The 20,925-nt window shown below is 53.1% G+C and carries 11 protein-coding genes; 3 read left to right on the top strand and 8 right to left on the bottom strand.

Going from position 1 to position 20,925, the window contains the following annotated elements:
- The first annotated feature begins 436 nt into the window (after window positions 1–436).
- Window positions 437–8,323, top strand: coding sequence for a 5'-nucleotidase C-terminal domain-containing protein (locus NST84_RS02160; RefSeq protein WP_342564032.1), 7,887 nt, complete (start codon window positions 437–439; stop codon window positions 8,321–8,323).
- Between the two features lie 87 nt (window positions 8,324–8,410).
- On the opposite strand, the gene NST84_RS02155 is transcribed toward NST84_RS02160, so the two are convergent.
- Both NST84_RS02155 and NST84_RS02150 read right to left on the bottom strand, forming a co-directional pair.
- On the bottom strand, window positions 8,411–9,562 hold the full coding sequence (locus NST84_RS02155; RefSeq protein WP_342564031.1) for a DUF4179 domain-containing protein: 1,152 nt from the start codon (window positions 9,560–9,562) through the stop codon (window positions 8,411–8,413).
- Window positions 9,537–10,127: a sigma-70 family RNA polymerase sigma factor gene (locus NST84_RS02150; RefSeq protein ID WP_342564030.1), complete on the bottom strand. Its 591-nt coding sequence runs from the start codon at window positions 10,125–10,127 to the stop codon at window positions 9,537–9,539. Before NST84_RS02150 ends, NST84_RS02155 begins: the two co-directional genes overlap by 26 nt.
- 224 nt (window positions 10,128–10,351) lie before the next feature.
- On the opposite strand from NST84_RS02150, the gene NST84_RS02145 reads away from it, so the two are divergent.
- Window positions 10,352–11,257, top strand: a complete 906-nt coding sequence (locus tag NST84_RS02145) for a winged helix-turn-helix domain-containing protein (RefSeq protein ID WP_342564029.1) — start codon at window positions 10,352–10,354, stop codon at window positions 11,255–11,257.
- Window positions 11,258–11,287: 30 nt separating this feature from the next.
- Window positions 11,288–12,562, top strand: a complete 1,275-nt coding sequence (locus NST84_RS02140; RefSeq protein WP_342564028.1) for an MFS transporter — start codon at window positions 11,288–11,290, stop codon at window positions 12,560–12,562.
- A gap of 255 nt (window positions 12,563–12,817) precedes the next feature.
- Here NST84_RS02140 and NST84_RS02135 read toward each other — a convergent pair whose 3' ends face one another.
- The 6 genes from NST84_RS02135 to NST84_RS02110 form a co-directional block, all read right to left on the bottom strand.
- Window positions 12,818–13,456: a histidine phosphatase family protein gene (locus NST84_RS02135; protein WP_342564027.1), complete on the bottom strand. Its 639-nt coding sequence runs from the start codon at window positions 13,454–13,456 to the stop codon at window positions 12,818–12,820.
- A gap of 345 nt (window positions 13,457–13,801) precedes the next feature.
- Window positions 13,802–14,605, bottom strand: coding sequence for an AAC(3) family N-acetyltransferase (locus NST84_RS02130; protein ID WP_342564026.1), 804 nt, complete (start codon window positions 14,603–14,605; stop codon window positions 13,802–13,804).
- 29 nt (window positions 14,606–14,634) lie between these two features.
- Entirely contained in the window at window positions 14,635–16,224 is a 1,590-nt protein-coding gene (locus tag NST84_RS02125) for a response regulator (RefSeq protein ID WP_342564025.1), read from the bottom strand.
- On the bottom strand, window positions 16,221–18,116 hold the full coding sequence (locus NST84_RS02120) for a histidine kinase (RefSeq protein ID WP_342564024.1): 1,896 nt from the start codon (window positions 18,114–18,116) through the stop codon (window positions 16,221–16,223). The genes NST84_RS02125 and NST84_RS02120 overlap by 4 nt, the downstream gene beginning before the upstream one ends.
- A gap of 103 nt (window positions 18,117–18,219) precedes the next feature.
- On the bottom strand, window positions 18,220–19,920 hold the full coding sequence (locus NST84_RS02115) for an extracellular solute-binding protein (protein WP_342564023.1): 1,701 nt from the start codon (window positions 19,918–19,920) through the stop codon (window positions 18,220–18,222).
- A gap of 111 nt (window positions 19,921–20,031) precedes the next feature.
- Entirely contained in the window at window positions 20,032–20,922 is an 891-nt protein-coding gene (locus NST84_RS02110; RefSeq protein WP_342564022.1) for a carbohydrate ABC transporter permease, read from the bottom strand.
- Window positions 20,923–20,925 lie beyond the last annotated feature (3 nt).

Here is a 20,925-nt window from a genome sequence, read left to right as displayed (position 1 = left end):
AATACACTTATATGAGGCAAAAGCTAATTTCCGCTGCTTTTAGCTGCACAAACTACAACTATCCGCTCCGACACCAGAACCTGAGATTTAGATTGATTTAAATAATATAAGGTTCCGCCGTTTACACTCCAAACATCAAATCCAACATATATTTTCACATACAAATTACATGATCATAACATTAAGTTTACAAAATCATTGATTTCATTTTAATTCTGAATGAAAAATAGTATGAGCATTCATAGATTTTCACTACATATCCCTTTGTTTTTGTGCATTATATATAAACTTTCGGCCTTTTAATTTTATTTAATACAGAATTAATATATATTCATGTGAGACAACCTTTCATTTAACAAACGGATGTTACACTTACTAGGTTGTAAATCATAGTTTTGAGAGGAGTGGGTTTAGAGTAATGGTTATTTCTCACAGGATGCAGAAATGGCTGTCCGCAGGACTGGCAATGCTGATGCTGATCGGCATCGTAATGCCTGCCGGACAAGTTGCACAGGCAGCAACAGATAACAGTAATATTGTAATCTCACAGGTTTACGGCGGTGGCGGCAACGGTACTGGCAGCAACGCCGCAGAACTTAAGAACGATTTCATTGAATTATACAATCCTACTGATAAGGCGGTAAACCTCGACGGATGGAAGGTTCGATATGCCAGCGCGACAGGCAATTTTTCGCAAACCTCCAATATCACTCCGTTAACCGGAACAATCGCTGCCAACGGGTACTTCCTGATTCAGGAAGCTGCCGGTGATAATGGCACCAAGAATCTTCCGACCCCTGATGTGACCGGAACAATACTGATGGGCGGAACAAACGGGAAAGTTGACCTAGTAAACAACGCTGATGTAACAGTTGATCTGGTCGGCTATGGAACAGCCACCAATGTTGAGGGAACTGCTACCAAAGCCCTTAGCAATATCACTGCCGCTATCCGCAAAGCTGCCGACAGTGCTCCGGCTGACAGCCGCGGCCTGGACACGGACAACAACGCTAACGACTTTGTAGTCCAAACTCCCGACCCGCGCAACAGCAGCTACGGCATCAAGCAGGCTGTAGAAGCCGTAACCGCTTCACCAGCGCCAAACGCCTGGCCAGCGGGTACTACTGTATCCCTTAACACCGCCACAGTAGGCGCTTCGGTCTATGCTGCAGTTTACATAGACAACGCTCCAGCCGCCTACTTGCCGGTCGGCGGACCTATCCAGCTGAGCGCGCCGACGACGATTAAGGCCTATGCCTCTGTCGCAGAAGAGGTGTACAGCGCGGTATCCACTTTTGACTACACCATCCTGACGAAACAGGATATCGCCGCTGTAAGACCTGCGGAAAAAGGCGACAATGTGTGGACTGAAGGCGTTGTAACCCGCATCGACGGCGCTAAAATGTACATCCAGGACAAGGATGCAGCCATCGTGCTGTACGGTTTCCCGGCATTTGCTGAAGTTGGAGACCTCGTAGACGTTCAAGGCGCTATGGATATCTATAGCAACCTGCAGGAGCTCAAACCGGTTACCGGCCTCACTTATAAGGTAATCACTGCAAATGCAGGTGTTCCGGCTCCCAAGCTGATCACCGCTGCAGATCTTTCATCCGCTAACGGTGAAGCTCATGAAGCTCAGCTCGTCACGCTCAAGGATGTAACCATCAACAGTAAAGACGGAAGTACTGTCATTGCCAGCCAGGGCAATCAGACATTCACTATCTACTCCGGCCTTTCCCAGCTGGCGGCAGGTAAGCATTTTGACCAGATTACAGGTGTAATTGAGCAATTTAACTCGACTTATCAGCTCATTCCGCTGGGTGCCGAAAGTCTGGTAGAGGAGCTGTTCTCCGTCATTGCCAGCCCGGGTGCGGGTCCAATCATCATTGGCGGACAGGTTACGCTCTCCAGCCCTACTGAAGGCGCAACAGTACACTTTACCCTTGACGGTGCTACACCGACAGCAGCAAGCCCGCTGTATACAGCACCAATCACTGTCGACAAAGACATTGTGATCAAGGCAGTTGCCGTACTGGGCGGCCAGACCAGCAAAGTCTACACTTTTGAATACAAAGCTTCAGGACAGCCGCGTATCCATGACATTCAGGGCGAATCCCATACCTCCAGCTTTGCCGGACAGACGGTTACGGATGTAGAGGGTATCGTTACAGAGCTTGGATACACGTTTGCAAACGGCAATTATAAAGGCTTTTTCATCCAGGATCCTAAGCCTGACAACAACATCAACACCTCGGAAGGGATTTTCGTATACAGCACCAATGCCAGCCTGAAGCCTGCAATCGGGGATCATGTGGCGGTTACGGGTCTTGTCTCCGAGTACAATGAAGGAAGCAGCAGCAACCTGACTTCCACCCAAATTACGCTCAGCTCCATCAAGACCATTGCGAAGGATGTAGAACTGCCGGCAGCTGTAGTGCTTGGCGCAGGCGGACGGGTTATTCCGGACTCCATCATCGATAATGACGGTCTGACAGTGTTCCAGCCTTCTGAAGATGCGGTTGATTTCTACGAATCCCTTGAAGGCATGCGCGTTACCCTGCCAAGCCCGACCATTATCAGTCCTTACTGGACCAGCGGCGGCGGGAATTCATTGCTTTATAACATCCCTGTAAGAGTAGAAAATACACCTCAGGACGTCGTAACTCCAGCCGGAGGACTTGTCCTGAAAGGATTGGATAACCTGAATCCGCAGCGCCTCCTGATTGCTTATGGCGATCCCGGACAGGAAGTCGGTACAGGCGACAAATTCAATGGTGATATTACAGGTGTAATTGGCTACAACAACGGTAATTACAAGGTTATTCCGGGTAACGGAAGCCTGCCGGGTATCACAACAAGCACGTTCAAGCAAGAAACCTCAACGATCACTGTAGACGAAGACAAGCTGCTGATTGCTTCCTACAACATTGAGAACTACTATCCGGGCGTAGGAACAGCAAAGATCCAGAAGCTGGCCGAATCCATTACAGTAAATATGAAAAAACCGGACATCATCAGCGTTGTTGAAATGCAGGACAGCGATGGTGAAGGCAACAACGGTAACGTTGAAGCCAGTGCAGCCGAGCTGATTCAGGCGATCCAGGCAGCTGGAGGCCCGGCTTACACGTATGTAGATATTGCTCCGGTAAATAACGCGGACGGCGGGGCTCCGGGCGGAAATATCCGGGTCGGCTTCCTCTATAATGCCGCAAGAGTTAAACTGGCTGACAGCATCAACGGCCAAAAAGGTTCTGCTACACAGGCTGTCGGCTACGACGTCACTGCTGACGAGCTGACTTACAATCCGGGAAGAATCGACCCGGCTAACAGTGCTTTTGCCAGCTCGCGTAAACCGCTTGCGGCCCAGTTTGAATTTAACGGTGAAAAAGTTATTGTCATCGCCAACCACTTCAACTCCAAATCCGGCGATAACGGTCCTTTCGGAAATGTACAGCCCCCTGTGCTTTCAAGTGAGACCCAGCGGCATAACATTGCTGCAGTAGTGAACGGTTTTGTAAAAGAGGTTCTGACAGCTAATCCTGCTGCGAACATCGTTGCTCTTGGCGATCTTAACGATTTCCAGTTCACTCAGACAGCAACCATTCTTAAAGGCAACGAGCTCGATAATCTGATCGACAAGCTGCCGCTGAACGAACGCTACACTTACACGTACGACGGCAACTCTCAGGTGCTGGACCATCTGCTGGTAAGTAAAAACCTGACAGCGTCCGCCGAGATTGATGTCGTGCATCTGAATGCCGATTTCCCGGAATCACGCGGAAGAGTTTCCGACCATGATCCGGTTCTGGCACAGCTTGACCTGAATGCAGACTTCTCCCTGAGAGTCCTGCACACGAATGATACACACAGCCATCTGGAAACCGTTGTTAAACGGATGACGGCAATCAAACAGGAACGCACCGGCAACTCCATCCTGCTCGATGCAGGGGATGTATTCTCCGGCACGCTCTATTTCACTAAGTTTGAAGGTCTTGCCGATCTGGAATTTATGAACTATATCGGCTACGATGCCATGACTTTCGGGAACCACGAATTCGATAAGGGGCTGCCAACACTGAGAACCTTCATCGATGAAGCGGAATTCCCGTTCATCAGCTCCAACATTGATTTCACAACCAAAGAAAACGAGCTGAAGGATATTTTTGTTAACAAGGTTGGAGGTTCGGATAAAGATACTCCAGTCCAAGACGGACATATCTATCCGTCCGTAATTAAAGAGGTATATGGCGAGAAAATCGGGATCTTCGCGTTGACTACTGAAGATACGGTAGGGCTGTCCTCACCAGGCGACAACATTGCCTTCAAGGATTACAAAACCAGCGCCGACAACACTGTGAAATCCCTGCAGGCACTGGGTATCAACAAGATCATCGCTGTGTCCCACCTGGGCTACAATGTAGACCAGAAGCTGGCTGTTGAGGTTCCGGGCATCGACGTGATCGTCGGCGGCCACACCCACACCAAGCTGGATAAATCGGTTATCTTCAACGAAAACACTGAGCCTACACTGATTGTACAGACCGGTGAATACGGCACGTACCTCGGCGAGCTCGATGTCAATTTCGACGACGAGGGTGTAATCACAACCTACAATGGTAAGCTGATCGATACGACAAAATATGCTGAGGACGCTACGGCCAAAGAAATGCTGGCCAAGTATGATGTTCAGCTGGCAGAAATCCGTCAGACCAAAGTCGGCGACACTGCGGTTCCGCTGGTCTATGACCGGATGATCAACGGCAAGCTGACCCGTGTGGTCCGTAATGAAGAGACCAACCTCGGGAACCTGATTGCCGACGGTATTAACGTCAAGGCCAAGGAACTTGTAAGCAAGCTGATCCCTGAATCCGAGCAGTCCTCCATCAAAGGCTACGTAGCCATTCAGAACGGCGGCGGTATCCGCGCCGGTATTGATCAGGGCGAAATCACCCTTGGTGAAGTATTGACTGTAATGCCATTCTCCAACAGCCTGGTTGCCCTGAAAGTAACCGGACAGGAAATTATCGCTGCTCTGGAGAACGGCGTCAGCGGACTGGAAAGTGACCAGGGACGTTTCGCTCAAGTCTCAGGCATGCGTTACACTTACGATTCCACCAAAAAAGCGGAAATCGTTAATGCTACAACCAATGTTGTTGAACAGGCCGGCGAGCGCATCGTCTCTGTAGACATTAAGCAGGCAGACGGCAGCTACACTGCCATCGACCCTAAGGCTTACTACATCCTGTCCACCAACTCCTTCATGGCAGGCGGCGGTGACTTCTACCGTTCCCTGGCAGCTGCGAAGGCAGACGGACGTTACTACGAGCTGTACCTGCCGGACTATGAAGTCTTCACAGACTATCTGAAGCAGCTCAAAACAGTAAACATCGGTACAGAAGGACGCATTACGGATCTGAAGGGTGCTGCTCCAGAGAAGGACTTCTCGCTAAGAGTACTGCACACGAATGATACACACAGCCATCTGGAAACCGTTGTTAAACGGATGACGGCAATCAAACAGGAACGCACCGGCAACTCCATCCTGCTTGATGCAGGGGATGTATTCTCCGGCACGCTCTATTTCACTAAGTTTGAAGGTCTTGCCGATCTGGAATTTATGAATTACATCGGCTATGATGCCATGACCTTCGGGAACCATGAGTTTGATAAAGGCCTGCCGACACTCAGAACCTTCATCGACGCGGCCGATTTCCCGTTCATCAGCTCGAATATCGACTTTACTTCGAAAGAGAACGAGCTGAAGGATATCTTTGTTAACAAGGTTGGCGGTTCGGATAACGCTACTCCGGTGGAAGACAGTCATATCTACCCTGCTGTAATTAAAGAAGTAGACGGTGAGAAAATCGGGATCTTCGCTCTGACTACAGAAGATACCGTTGGATTGTCCTCTCCGGGCAACAACATCGCCTTCAAGGATTACAAAACCAGCGCCGAAAACGCAGTGAAGTCCCTGCAGACATTGGGTATCAACAAGATCATCGCTGTATCCCACCTGGGTTACAATGTTGACCAGAAGCTGGCTGTAGAGGTTCCGGGCATCGACGTGATCGTCGGCGGCCACACCCACACCAAGCTGGATGCTCCGGTCGTCTTCAACGAAAACACTGAGCCTACACTGATTGTACAGACCGGTGAATACGGCACGTATCTCGGTGAGCTCGATGTCAATTTCGACGATGAGGGCGTAATTACGAAGTATGACGGTAAGCTGATCGATACGACAAAATATGCTGAGGACGCTGCGGCCAAAGAAATGCTGGCCAAGTATGATGTTCAGCTGGCAGAAATCCGTCAGACCAAAGTCGGCGACACTGCAGTTCCGCTGGTCTATGACCGGATGATCAACGGCAAGCTGACCCGTGTGGTCCGTAATGAAGAGACCAACCTCGGGAACCTGATTGCCGACGGTATCAACGTCAAGGCCAAGGAACTTGTAAGCAAGCTGATCCCTGAATCTGAGCAGTCCTCCATCAAAGGCTACGTAGCCATTCAGAACGGCGGCGGTATCCGCGCCGGTATTGATCAGGGCGAAATCACCCTTGGTGAAGTATTGACTGTAATGCCATTCTCCAACAGCCTGGTTGCCCTGAAAGTAACCGGACAGGAAATTATCGCTGCTCTGGAGAACGGCGTCAGCGGACTGGAAAGTGACCAGGGACGTTTCGCTCAAGTCTCAGGCATGCGTTACACTTACGATTCCACCAAAAAAGCGGAAATCGTTAATGCTACAACCAATGTTGTTGAACAGGCCGGCGAGCGCATCGTCTCTGTAGACATCAAGCAGGCTGACGGCAGCTACACCGCCATCGACCCTAAGGCTTACTACATCCTGTCCACCAACTCCTTTATGGCAGGCGGCGGTGACTTCTACCGTTCCCTGGCAGCTGCAAAGGCAGACGGACGTTATTACGAGCTGTACCTGCCGGATTATGAAGTCTTCACAGACTATCTGGCACAGCTGAAGACAGTGAACATCGGTACAGAAGGACGCATTAAGGATCTGAAGGGTGCAACGCCTACACCTACACCTACGCCGACTCCAACGCCGGGCAATAACGGTGGTGGACCAGTGGCAACAGCAGCACCTACTGCGACAGCAACAGCTACACCGGCACCACCGGCTGCTGCGCAGGTAACAACCATTGCAACTGCGACACTGACAGCCCAGTTTGCTGCACTGCCTGCAGGCAGCAATGAACTGGTCATCCCGCTGACTTCTACAACAGGCGGAGCACAGGCTGTACTTCCAGCCAGCGTATTGATTCAGCAGGCCGCAGCTAATCCGGCAGCAGTGATTACCTTTACTACAACAAACGGAGCTTCTTACTCGCTTCCGCTCGGCGTTGTGAACGGAACTGCACTTGCCGCACAACTCGGCACAAACGACTTTACGATCACTGTATCCATTCTGCCAGCCAGCACCGCTGTGCTGGGCAGTGTGAATCAGGCAGTAGCTGCACAAGCAGGTTCGGTTACTCTGGCAGCACCGGTAATTGAGTTCTCCATTTCCGCTCAGGCCGGTAATAACAGCGTACCGCTGAACAGCTTCGGCAGCACCTACGTAAGCCGCACGATTAAAGCAACTCAAGGATTAAATCCGGACAATGCAACTGCTGTCTCCTATGATCCGGTAACCGGTAAGCTCTCGTTCGTGCCTTCCGTAATCACTACCCTGGCCGACGGAACTACGGAAGTTACGATCAAACGTAACAGCAACAGCTATTACACTGTTGTCCAGTCCAGCAAGACATTCGGAGATATCACCAGCCACTGGGCAAAATCAGCGATTGATCTGCTGGCGTCCAAGCTGATTATCACCGGAACAAGCGATACTGCCTTCTCACCTTCACAATCGGTGACCCGCGCAGAATTCGCCGCCCTGATTACCCGCTCGCTCGGTCTGGCAACAGCAAGCAGCGGCACTACCTTCAGTGATGTCAATGCAGGTGCATGGTATGCGGATGCTGTATACACAGCGGCTGCTGCGGGGCTGATCACCGGCTATACAGACGGCAGCTTCAAGCCGGACAGCCCGATCACCCGTCAGGAGATGGCTGCAATCCTGTCCAAAGCCATGAAGTATACCGGCAAGTCACTGAACAATGATCCTGCGGCGCTGGCCAAATTCAGCGATGCCGCTGCCCTTCCTGCCTGGTCTCAGGCAGCTGTAGCTGAAATTGCTGCTGAGGGCATCATCCAGGGTCAGCCGGACGGCTCGTTCGCTCCGCAGAAATCAGCAACCCGCGCGGAAGCTGCTACAATGCTGGAGAAAACCCTGCTGGCGCTTGGCTTTATCAACTAAACCCTTGTAACTCCATTTAAAGAGGCGGTCCACCCGGATGTCGATAACATCCGGCGGGGGCCGCCTCTTTTTTTTGACGCAAAAATATTATTTAGCCGCTGCTACCGGTACAGTAGCTTCTAATTCCGGAATATACTCGACCTTCACTTTCCCCTGGGCATCGAGCTGAAATTCACTGATACTGTTCGCTTTGTATACAAAATGATACGGTTTTATGGTTATTGACTGCGGTACAGACGCCAGTGGCGCGAACCTTGAGTCCTCAATTAACACATTGCCGCCCGTAGCGCTCGTCCCGTTTCCTGACAGCATCGGGATTTTGTTCCCCTGATCATCAAACAGATCGTATCCGATACTGCCGCCGCTGCTGTGCATTTCGGATATCGTCATGCCGTCCAGCTCCAGCCGGGTCGTTATATTGGTTGTCACCGGTGTCAGCTCAACCTTGTCCACCTGCATCGTGATATTCCCGTAATGCTGTGCAGCCGCGGGTGCCAGCACCAGATTGTCCCGGGTGTTCAGCTCTACCGGTATATCAAGCAGGAAAGGCTCCTCTACCCCGACCATTTTAAAATGTAAGCCAAGCGCGAACTGCTGCGGAAACGCCTGCCCGCCCTGATTGCGCAGATCCGAAAATTCCAGCACCAGCTTATCACTATCCGGAATCGGGAAAAGGAAAAGGCCGATGCTGCTGCCATAAGGAGCGTAGTCGTTCAGCGGCTGCCCGTTAACCGACAGCTCAACGTCAGTCATGGCTTCCTGCAAGGATTCCGGCTGCGACTCTGCTCCGGAGGCGGATGCCGGGGCTGTCAGCTCAAGACCGACCGAGACCCTTATCCCGTCAAAAGCCACCGCCGTCGCAGCCACGCTGACACCGCCATGCGTATCACTTACTACCAGACTGTTATACAGGCCCTGCTCATCCGCAGCCCGCAGCCCGAGGTCCCCGGCCAGCTGAAATACCCGCTCCATTCCGGGAATCTGCCGCAATGCTTCTGCCGCCGCCGGAGAAATCAGTCCGGTTCCTGCTGCAGTAGCCATGATCAGTACAGCCGCCGCCACCGCTGCAGCTGGCTTCCGCCATCCCCGCCGCCCTGACGCTGCCTCCCGGCTCACCTGCCTCCGCTTCTGGTCATACCGGTCCATAACCCCGCGGGTCAGATCAATCTCAGCAGGAGTGTCCCGGATCATCTGCTCAAGCCGGCCCAATTCACTATCCTCTATCACTGTGCGGTTCACCAAACCTGATCTCCCCCTTCTTTTTTGGCCGGCCCAGCTTGTCCCGCAGACGCTCATATTTCTTGCGGACTCTGGCCGGATTCATGCCTACAATAACCGCTATCTGTTCAAAATTGTACTGCTCGAGCGCCCGCAGCAGCAAAATCTGCCGTTCCTCAGGATTCAGCCGGGCCAGCAGCTCATGAACCTTGTCTGTAAGCGCGGGCCCGGTTCCCTCGGTCTCAGCCTGCTGCCTGTACATGGCGAACAGTTTGAAGCCTTTACTCCGCTTTTTAAGCAGGTCTGTACAGTGGTTTCGCGCAATCCTGTACAACCATGCAGAGAAAGAGACGGTGTGCCGGAAACCGCCGATATGCTCCAGCGCCTTAAGAAAAATATCCTGCGCGGCATCCTCCGCCTCCTCCCGGCTTCCCAGCAGATAATAGCAGTACAAATAAATTGACCGCTGAAAATGCTCAATAATGAGGCTGTAGGCCTGCACATCGCCTTGCCGGACCTGCTCCACGATGACTACTAGCGCCTCCTCTTCCCGGTTGTTTCTCCCGGTATGTGCCGGCTCCTTCATAAACTCCCCCCTCTCTATGCCTATATAACTGAAAAAGCTGCGTTTTGTGACAATGATTAAAAAGTTGGCTTTAAAATCTGCTGCAGACGAATGCATCAAATGTATTCTTATCGCTTGAATAATCATTTTAGTTCGCATATAATAAAACCATGGTTTAGTTCTATATTTATAGAACAAGTAGTAAATGTATTATCTACCCTACCTTTTGAAATGAGGAACTCCCTATGGGCTACTGTATTGAAGTCGATTTTGCACCTATGTATGAATGTATCGCCAGTCTGAACGCTTTTCTATACAAACAGAATCATAATGCCATGGATGCCGGTAAGCTATGGGTCCGTGAAGTGCAAGACCGGTTCGCCCCGGTACAGCTTCAGAAGATGCGGGAGGTTATCAGCCTGTCTGAGGATTTCAATTTGAATCCCTATATCTGGAGCTGTCCGGGTGAGCGGACGGTCAGCGGATTTCTAAGCTGGTTTGAGGAGCTGACAACAGGGGAGTTATTTGAGATTTCCGGACGTTTCGGCCAATCCGTCCCTGCCAATCTTCCTGAGCTGCGCAGTAGAGCGGCAGAGATGCTGCGCGAATGGGATGCCCGCTATTTCAGCGGTATTGATCCGCGGATTCTTGCGGGACTGCAGAGCGAAGCAGACAGCCGGAGAAAGACGCTCGGCGGCGGGAATGACATGGAGGTTTATGAACAGGCAACTGCCGGCATGCGCCTGTATCCGGCAGAGCAGCTGAAGCAGGTCATTCTTATTCCCCAATATCATCCCCGGCCGCTCGTTACTACAGCTTTTTATGATGAGTTTGTGTTCACCAGCTACTCTTGTGATGTGCTTCCTCCGGAGGAAGGACGTCCCCCTGCGGCGCTTCTGCGGCTTACCCGGGCGCTGTCCGATGAGACGCGGCTGTATATCCTCCGGCTGCTGACCAGCCGGCAGCTGAGCTTCACTGAAATCGTCAAACAGGTGGGCCTGTCCAAAAGCACGATCCATTACCATCTGATCGCCTTGCGCGCCGCCGGACTGGTCATCGTCCACAGCACTGGCAAAACGGCCTCTTACAGCCTGCGGCTGGAGGCACTGCAGGCGCTGCCGGAGCAAATCGGGAAGTATCTGGAGAGCTGATCCGGATCAGGAAAGGAAGGAGATTTACACGTGTTCAAACAAAAAAACAGTTACTACGGGCTTTTGGCGACTATATCCTTAAGCACCTTCGGCGATACCTTCGGACTCCTGGCCATGGAATGGCTGGTCTATGAGCTGACCGGCTCCAAGCTGGCCATGGGTGCGCTTGTGCTCGCCTCCGGCATTCCGGAGCTCCTCATCCGGCTGCTGGGATCTCCGCTCTCCGACCGGCTGAACCGTGTGCGCCTGATGGCCTGCCTCGGATCGTTCCGGCTGCTGGCCATCCTCCTGCCGCTCGGCATGGGGCTTCTAGGCCAGCTGCAGCTCTGGCATCTCTTCGCTGCAGCAATGCTCAGCGGTGCCTGCTCTGCGTTGTTTTTGCCGACTGCAACCGCCGTCGTCCCCGGCATAGCCGGCGACCGCAAGCTGATGCGGGCCTTTGCAATCATCGAAGGCTGCAAGGGCGCCGCCGTCCTGCTCGGGCCGGCGCTGGCCGGCGTGCTGACCGCATCCAGCGGTGCGCTGCCGGCTCTGGGCATCAATGCGCTGTGCTATTCAGCCGCCATTGCCACTCTGTTCAGCCTGCCGAAGCTGGCAAAGCCCCGGGAAGTAGCCGGCCGCTTCTCCCTTCAGGAATACCTGGGAGAAATCGCCGAAGGATTCAGCTTTTATAGGCAATTCCCGGCCATGCTGACTATTATGGTTCTGGTCTCCGTCAGCAATCTCAGCTCGGTTGCCATCTGGACCATGATGGTCCCCTATGTCCGTGAAGTGCTGCACCGTGATGCGGCCGCACTGGGCTCCCTGGGTACGGCATCGGCGCTTGGTTACCTGAGCGGAATCAGTATCGTCTCGCTGATCGGTGAGATCAGACGCAGACGGCCCTTCATGCTCGGCAGCCTGATCGGAATCGGGCTGGTCACCGCTTTGTGGGGGCTCATTCCAAGCTATCCGTTCGCCCTTGCTGCGGCATTCATGGCTGGCGTCTTCGGACCGTTCTTCGGCTCCCTGAGCTCCGCTCTTCACGGGCAACTGGTCCCGGCAAGCCACCAGGGCCGGGTGAATTCCATCCGCTTCCTGATCGGCGGCGGACTGCAGCCGCTTGGCGCTTTGGCCGGCGGGGCGGTTGCCGAATTCTACGGGGTTCCGGCGTTGTTCGTGGCCGCCGGGCTGCTGCCGGTCATCTGCGCCGGACTTGCGGCGCTGCTCCCCGGCCTGAAGGCACTGGACGGTGATCTGACACAGCTTGCGGCCGGAGCCCGATTGGGCGTTCCGGCTGCAAGCCGGGTACAGCATGCCAAATAAGCAGCACAAACAGGCAGTGCCGTGTACGGGCACTGCCTGCTGTTACAGCTATTAATGCATTCTAAAGCTATCCAGCTTCATGAAAATAAGCCTACCGGGGCCTTGCTGATCTACCTAAGTGGAATTTCGCCATCTATTTAGGAGTAATCTCCCCGGAATGGAGCTGCTAAGTGGAAAAATGTCACTTAATTCCGTGTTTATCCTGCGCAGAGGGTGAATGAAACAAATGAATTTCAGAGGCCACAGCCTGCATCCCTACGATTCCATAACAGCATCAGCGGACTCGTAATGACTAATGTCCCCATGCATCAATATCTCCGGCACACCATCCGTGATGTCGATCCGGCACAGGCAGGTTGGATGAATATAAGGCAGATCCCACAGCTTGTTCATCGGCCGTGCTTCAAAGTAGGCCATCAACACTTTGATTACAACTGTGTGCGTCACAATAAGCACCGTCTGCCCCTCATGGGTACTTACAATCTCTTGCAGCCTGTTCAGCGCCCGCTCCTGCACCTGGGCGAAGGTCTCACTGCCCTCCACACCGAATTTCTCCGGGTCTTCCCAGAAATACCGGAACTGCTCCGGTTCGGCCAGCTTGATTGCTGAGGATTCGCAGCCCTCCCAGCCTCCCATGCACAGCTCCTTGAACTCGTCGCAGGCGGTTACGGGAATCTTGCGTTCTCCCAGAATGATCTCCGCAGTCCGCAGTGTCCGCGGGCTGGAGCTGGCATACACCGCATCCAGGTGCACCTCCTGCAGCCCCTTGCCAAGCCACTCGGCCTGCTGCACCCCAAGCGGAGTAAGCGGCGAGTCCTGATGCCCCTGCATCCGCTGCTGCACATTCCACTCTGTCTGGCCGTGCCGGGTTAAATAGACCGTAGTTGTTGCCATAGGTAACTCCTCCTTTAACCTGCCTTGGGCAATATAGTTCGAACTAGTGATTTTTATGTTTTAGGATTAGCCGTGACTCCAGAAATATTTGGGCTTCCAGCCGCTGCCCCTCTGCAGACTTCTTCAATTATACCGCTGTTCGTGCTGGAAACCCGCAGACTGCCTATGATCCCTGACAATTATCGCGGCTCCCACCGTACGTGTCCACCGGTCAGCTGTCCCGCCAGCGGTCAGACTTCCCGCTGCCCGATCGCTGCCCTTCTACCCTTCAGCCCTTCAGCCCTTCAGCCCTTCAGTCCTTTTGCACAGCTATCCTGCTGCCATGCTCTCCTGCTGCTCCGCCGCCTACTTCCGTTTCCGCTCCAGCCACTTCACGCCGTAATCCACCAGCTCCCGCTGCGGCATCAGCTGGGCGGCCGAGGCCGCCACGTTGCCGTGCCGGATTAGCCGGGTCTCCCGGCCGAAGTCCCCGCCAAGCGCCGCAAAATCCTCCGAATCCCAGTTCAGGTCCCTGAACTGTACCCACTGCCGGTTCCCCTCAACCAGCATTGGTGTGCCGGCAATGACCTCCTGCTTCCCGGCATACCCTGCCCGGTATTCCGCCAGATGCAGCGAGGTGTTATTCAGGCTGTCTACGCCCAGCAGCAGCACATGCCCTTGCAGATCATAGATCCGGGCCAGCGGCGACTGCTCGCCAAAGGCGAATTCCAGCCCGTGCCCGTTAATAATGAAATCCCTGTGTTTCCCCCAGGCTACAAAGGAATCAATCGGGTGGCTGCTCCGCCTGACCCCGCGCTGCTTGCGGAACGTATCCGCAATAACGCCCATGCCCCGCAGCGGGGTCAGGTCCGGATCATAGGGAGGCATCTGCTCGCGAATCGTCTGCCACCATGCTTCCGGAACGGGCGGCCTGCTCCAGCCGGAAGGATCAGTCTGGTCAGAGGACTGTGACGGCATAATGAGGGTCCCTTCCGTCCCGAGCACCTCCTCCAGGGCAAGAATAACAGCCACGGGGCCGCCGGCTACCCACTGGCCCAGTGACTTAAAAGAGGAATGCAGCAGCAGGGTCATCCCCTCCTGTACACCCAGCCTGCGGAAATCAGCCGCAAGCGTCTCTACAGTAATCAGATTGCCTTGTATTTCTTCCACTTTGACACCTGCCTCCAAACGTCTATTCCTTAATAAAATTCCTTATCCTCCGGCCTTACACCGCCTGTCCCCAGCAGCTTGATCCGGTATTCTCCGGGGGAGATGCCCTCCAGCTCCTTGAATACACGGGTAAACTGCTTGCTGTTCTCAAATCCGACGGCCTCCGACACCCCCGACAGCTTCAGCATACGGCTGCTTGCGAGCAGCTCTTTGGCATGGCGGATACGCACTTTTTTGAGATAGATGACAAAGCTCTCGCCTGTATAGGCCTTAAAGGCCTCGCTGAAATAAGAATAGCTGAGCGACACATGATTGCTAACCATCGCCATATTCAAGGGACGCGCGTAATGCTCCTCGATATAAGCCAGCGCCGCTTCCATATCGGCATGCTCGGTATGTGCAGACCGTACTCCTATAATATAATCGTTTACACTGAGCAGCAAATGCTCCAGCGCGCGGTAATAGTCATGGAAATGGCGGTAATTATATAAATTGCCCACTGTACGGTATAGCTTCAGCACCTCAACGGAAGCCTCCCCGTGCACCCGGAACACCTCATCGAGTACACGTTCGTTGATGCTGCGGGCCACATTCTCCACGTAAGCCAGATCCAGATGCTGCAAATGCTCGGTCTGAAAAATACTCCCCAGCAGGCTCTTAATCTCCTTCTCCCGCTCGGTCCCCAGCATATTCAGCAGCTTGCGCAGCTCCTCCTCCGGCAGGGGAAAGCTCAGCCGGTCAGCACGGATACTCCCGTACTCCATAAAGCCGGACTGGGGGGTCAAAAACGTATACTGCAGGGCACGGCAGGCCTGTCTATAGCATTCCTGAACATCCTCCGGGTTGCCCGTCAGCTCGCTTACACCCATCAGCAGCCCTTTATTTTCCTTCGTTTCTGCGATTCTGTACAGGTTCAGGAACGGTTCAGCCTTCCCGCTTGCAAGGACCAGCTTCCCTTCCCAGTCGGTCAGAATCTCGGTGAACTGCTGCTCGAGCGGCCCCGCCAGCCGTTCCAGCAGTCCCTGCACCTCACCCGCGTTCATTCGCGTACCATCTCCGTAATAATAGTTTACTACGCCTATCATATACGGAAGCTGCAGCCTTCCCAGCTCCTCCAGCTGCTCAGGGGCGGGCTGCACATCCTGCTGCTGCAGCAAGCGCTGGAGGCGGGCGGTCCGCAGCTCCTTGCGGTATTTCTCGGTTTCCAGCGCCTGCCGGCTTGCGCCGCTCTCCTGCGCCTTTCGTTCCTGCTGAATTTGCTCGAGGATACCGAACAGCTCCTCGCGGCGGATCGGCTTCAGCAGGTAGTCCTTCACCCGGTGGCGGATCGCGCTTTTGGCATATTCAAAATCATCATGGCCGCTCAGAATGACCACGGCCGGACGCCGGTCCGGCAGTACTTCCTCCGATAAATGTTCAAGCAGCGTGATTCCGTCCATTACGGGCATACGGATATCGGTAATAATGATGTCGGCCGGCTCCCGCCGGAACTGCTCCAGCGCCTCCTGGCCGTTGCCTGCCAGCCCAATCGTATAAACCGCAGGATATTCCCGTTCAATCATTGCCTTAAGACCCTGGCGGATCATTTTCTCGTCATCGACGATCAGCAGCTTCTTCATCCTCTTTTATCCCCCGTCAAAAGTACTTTAGGCAGCGTCATGAAGACCGTAGTCCACTTTCCCGGCTCGCTTTGCAGCTCCAGCCCGTAGGCCTCGCCGTAGAACAGCTGCAGCCGCTGATGCACATTTCTGAGGCCGATACCTCCGGCTTTATAGCCTGAGGTTACCGCACCGGAAAACTCTGTGCTCTGCTCTTCTTTGGCATAAATGCTCTCATGCAGGACGGCCAGCCGCTCCGGCGTAAGCCCGCAGCCGTTGTCACCGATCAGGATAAAGAGCTCCCCCTCCGATTCGGTCACATCGATACGTATACAGCGGCCTTCCGGCTCATCCCCGCCGGTATTCCAGGCATGCTTCACACTGTTCTCCACAATCGGCTGCAGCGACATTTTCAGCACTTCGACTTCCATATAAACCTGATCTATGTTCAACTCCAGATGGATGGGGTGTTCAAAGCGGATATTCATAATCTCGATATAATTCTGAATATGGCGGATTTCATCGCGCAGCTTCACATATTCGCCTGTCCATTTAAAGTTATAGCGCATCATCCCGCCCAGCCAGGTCAAGGCATCGGATATCGTCCGCTGATCCTCAATCTCCGCCAGCATTTTAATATTTTCCAGCGTATTGTAGAGGAAGTGTGCGTCAATCTGATTATGCAGCGTGCGCAGCTCGGCCTCCTTCGTGAGCGCCTGCTTATGGACGGCCTGGGCCACCAGTGTATTAATCGTGTTCATCAGCTTGTTGAAGTGATGCGCCAGCTCCCCGACCTCCCCGCCTCCGCGGATGGCAAGCCCCGTATAGGTCTCGCCTTTGCGCACCTTTTTCATTGTTTCGGTCAGCAGCCGCAGCTTTTTGAGAATGAAGGCATTCATGACATAAGCGATCAGCGTAACCAGAAAAATAAACCCGATGTTGGCGCCGATCAGCAGATTGCGGGTCTGGGAGATATGCTTCATTACATCTTCCATGGATACCACATTGATCAGCGAAGCGCCGATCCGCTCAAGCGGAGTATGAATCAGCATGAACGAGCTGCCGTTCTCCTTGTAATGAATATCCCATTCCCCGGTCTCCCCGTATTGCTTCAGCCGCTCGGTAATGGCCTTTTCCAGCTGGGTGTAGTTCTCTGTAAAAGAGTTGTCATTGCGCGTAAACAGCCGCATGCCGGAATCCGCAATGAACATCTGGGACTGATTGTCGCGCACATCTGTATAGGTCTTTGGTGTAAAATTGTTCAGCATCATATCGACCTGGATCATTCCGACATGATGGCCCGCCGGAATGCTGATTGCCCGCAGAAGAGAGACCTTGGGCTGCCCCTCTGTCAATAAATTGGTGTAGCGCTGCATGACATCAGGATCATTGCTCTGAAAAACCCACAGCTCCCTTTCTTCCAGCTTCAGCGCTTCCTGGTACCACGGTTCCCCATAAACCCGGTCTTCGCGCAAAATAATCGGCCAGATCTCATACATGCTCTCGTTGTTTGAGTACAGCCGCAGATGCTCGATGCCAGGGTTATTCAACTGAATCCGGCTTAAATTGACAAACGTTGTGTTGTTAAAATCAACAAGCTCCCCTAACGTAAGAGCGCTCTCATTCGAGAGATAGCTTCGTACAGCCGAGTCGGAATACGCGATCTGCGCCGCCCGCTCCATCACCTCAATCTGATTGACGATGTGGAGCTTCTCCATCTGCAGCAGGTAATTGTTCTTGTCCACGGCATCACGGACGTAAGTATTGTTAATCGTTCTGAAGGAATACACGGAGACCAGCAGACTCGGGCCGAGGATGATAAAAATATAGGCCGCCACCAGCCTGCTCTGCAGCGATCTGCGCCCCCACCAGTAGCTGAAAGAGCTCCAAAGCTCTCTAATCCGTTTACGCATACGCACTCTCCCGTGGCTGCATCAGACCTGTTATTAAAAGCGTTAAATAGAAGCAAACAACCCAAAAGCCCGCGGTCAGCGGGCAATTGGGTCTTATTCTATGCTATTCCATACCGAGTTTCTTTTTGTTCTCCTGATACTTGGTCTGTCTGTAGGCATCGAAGGTCGCAAAGCCTTCTTTATCCTTCTTTGCGAGGTAGTCACTCCAGATTTCATCGAACTCGGCATCGGAGGAAGCCATCAGCAGCTTCGGCATCGTTTTGCCGCGGAGCTGTTTGAGCTTGGTAGCGACAATGCCTTCCGGCGAGTTGCCGGTAGGATCGATCAGCTGGAACTCAGAAGTGTTAATGGCCTTACCGCGGGTCCAGTCTTCCAGCTGCTTGAACGGTTCTACCGATTTAGGAGCCCATTGGTCGGTAATGTTCGTGTTCTGCATCATCCAGAACGTGAAGGAAGAGCCGTATTTCTTGTCGAATGCCGCGCGGTCGCTGTTCATCAGCGCGAATGCTTCAGGCAGGAACTGGTCCTTGCCATCAATTGTATCATAGCTGACGCCTTTTTCACCCAGGTACAAATCTTTATTTCCTTCCTCACTGTTCAGGTAGCTGAGGAATTTGATAGCGCGTGCTTTGTCTTTTACGTTCTTGGAGATCAGGGTCACTGTCCAGCCGGAGATACCAGGGCCGTTCAGGGTTGGCTGATCAAGAGCGGTATTGGAAGGTCCGTCAACAGCAATATAGGTCTGCTCAGGATTTTTCTGGTAGATCGTTCCAAGCTGGGAAGCGAAATCTGTACGTTGGTACAGCATTGCAAAGTAGCGGCCCTGAGCGATTTTTTCTTCCATTTGAGCGCGCTTGTCAATGAAGATGTCTTTAGCCAGCAGTCCGTCCTGATTCGCCTGACGGAGTGTTTTCATCCAGCGTACATACTCCGGATCGGTCTCGCGTTCATACACCTTGCCGTCTTTTTCCCAAGGGATCGCCAGGAAATTCTGCAGGTAGCCTTCCAGGGAGTCATTGCCGTTCTCCGTAAACTCATGCAGGCCGAGTGGAATAAGCGGCTGGCCGTTTACTTGAGGGAATTTCTCCTGCGCCATTTTGAGGGCGTTCAGGAAGCCTTCCGGTGTGCGCATATCCGGGCTGCCGATCGCTTCGTAAATATCCTTGCGGACTACGAAGGTCTGGTTGGATACATAGTTTGCGCCATACTTTTCATAGTCGGCAGGCGAGGAGGAAGAGTTCGGATAACCGTAGACATTGCCGTCCTCCTGGGTGTACCAGCCGAGCTTATCTTTATCGGAAACCTTGTAGAAGTAAGGGTCATATTCATCCGCCAGCTTGTTGAGCGGCAGCACCATATCGCCTTCGATCATTTTCTTGATCGCATCTTCCCAGAAGCCGAGGGTTATGAAGTCAGGCAGCTGGCCGGAAGCAATCATTGTATTCAGCTTTTCATTTTCGTTACCGGCAGGCACGATGAAGTTAATGTTGACGCCGGTCTTTTTCGTTACATATTGCGAGGTCGGGTCTACACCCCATTTATTTGGAAACCAGGAGAAATTCAGATACCAGTCAAAGGTGATCGGTGAAGTATCGCTTTGCCAGCCCGGCTCATCTCCCGACGGTGCAGCAGCCGTTGGTGCGGCCGAAGCCTCGGTTGTTGCCGCCGCCGTATTGGTGTTCTCCTTATTTGCGTTGGCATTGCCTCCGGCATTGTTGTTGCCTGAGCAGCCTGATGCCGTCATCGCGAGCATCAGTCCCAAGAGCAGCAGCACCATAGATTTTGGCTTGCGTTTCATGCCCATGCTATTTACCCCTTTTCTAAAATGTTATAAATGATTACCTTTATAAGCTCAACCCCGGAAGCAGCAGGCTGCAGCCTCCGGAGGAGTTACCTGATTGGACACGGCCGCTGATTAGCCCTTGATCGAACCGATCATCATGCCTTTTACGAAATAACGCTGCAGGAACGGGTAGACGAATACGATCGGCAGCGTCGTTACTACCATTGTTGCCAGCTTGATGGACTGTGAGGTTACGGTCTTCGTAACGCTGCTGCCCTGCAGGGCGACCATCATCTGGTTGGAGCTGGACTGGGCAACTACCCGGAACAGATACGTCTGGATTGGCTGCAGATCCGGATTGTTGATGTAGATAATACCTGCAAAATAATCATTCCACTGATACACCCCATGGAACAACGCGATCGTTGCGATAACCGGCATGGATACCGGCAGCACCACCCGCAGAAGAATGGACCAGTCATTGGCACCGTCGATCCACGCCGCTTCCTCGAGCCCTTCGGGAATCTCCCGGAAGAAGGTCATAAAGATAATGAGATCGAAGAAGCTGAACAAGACAGGAATAATATAGACCAGGAAGTTATCAAGCAGATGTAAATCCCGGTTCAGCAGGAAGGTCGGAATCAGCCCCCCGTTGAAGAACAGGGTGATGGTACCCAGCAGAATGTAGAATTTTCCGCCGATCAGGTTTTTGCGGGACAGCGCATAGGCTACCATAGCCGTAAAGAATACGTGCAGGACCACCCCGATAACCGTCTTGGCTACCGTAACACCCATCGCCGTCATAATGCCGGAGCTGGCAAAGACCGCTTCAAAGTTTTCCAGACTGAACATGCGGGGCCACCAGTAAATCCCGCCCATCATGGCGTCATTGCCGTCATTAAAGGCGTTGATCAGCACATACCAGATCGGATACAGGGTGATGAAGCAGATGCACAGCATGACCAGGTTATTGGCGATATCAAAAATGGCTTCGCCCATCGTTTTGCGTTTGAGAGAAAACATGGT

Source organism: Paenibacillus sp. FSL R7-0345, from assembly GCF_038595055.1.
Lineage (GTDB): Bacteria > Bacillota > Bacilli > Paenibacillales > Paenibacillaceae > Paenibacillus_AQ.
Note: the sequence above shows the minus strand (reverse complement) of the source record. Positions and strands in the feature narration are given on the sequence as shown.

Excerpts from the sequence above, each read along its gene's own strand:
- NST84_RS02110 (WP_342564022.1), bottom strand. The coding sequence starts at position 20,922 with ATGTTTTCTCTCAAACGCAAAACGATGGGCGAAGCCATTTTTGATATC.
- NST84_RS02120 (WP_342564024.1), bottom strand. The coding sequence starts at position 18,116 with ATGCGTAAACGGATTAGAGAGCTTTGGAGCTCTTTCAGCTACTGGTGG.
- NST84_RS02160 (WP_342564032.1), top strand. The coding sequence starts at position 437 with ATGCAGAAATGGCTGTCCGCAGGACTGGCAATGCTGATGCTGATCGGC.
- NST84_RS02115 (WP_342564023.1), bottom strand. The coding sequence starts at position 19,920 with ATGGGCATGAAACGCAAGCCAAAATCTATGGTGCTGCTGCTCTTGGGA.
- NST84_RS02145 (WP_342564029.1), top strand. The coding sequence starts at position 10,352 with ATGGGCTACTGTATTGAAGTCGATTTTGCACCTATGTATGAATGTATC.
- NST84_RS02150 (WP_342564030.1), bottom strand. The coding sequence starts at position 10,127 with ATGAAGGAGCCGGCACATACCGGGAGAAACAACCGGGAAGAGGAGGCG.
- NST84_RS02125 (WP_342564025.1), bottom strand. The coding sequence starts at position 16,224 with ATGAAGAAGCTGCTGATCGTCGATGACGAGAAAATGATCCGCCAGGGT.
- NST84_RS02135 (WP_342564027.1), bottom strand. The coding sequence starts at position 13,456 with ATGGCAACAACTACGGTCTATTTAACCCGGCACGGCCAGACAGAGTGG.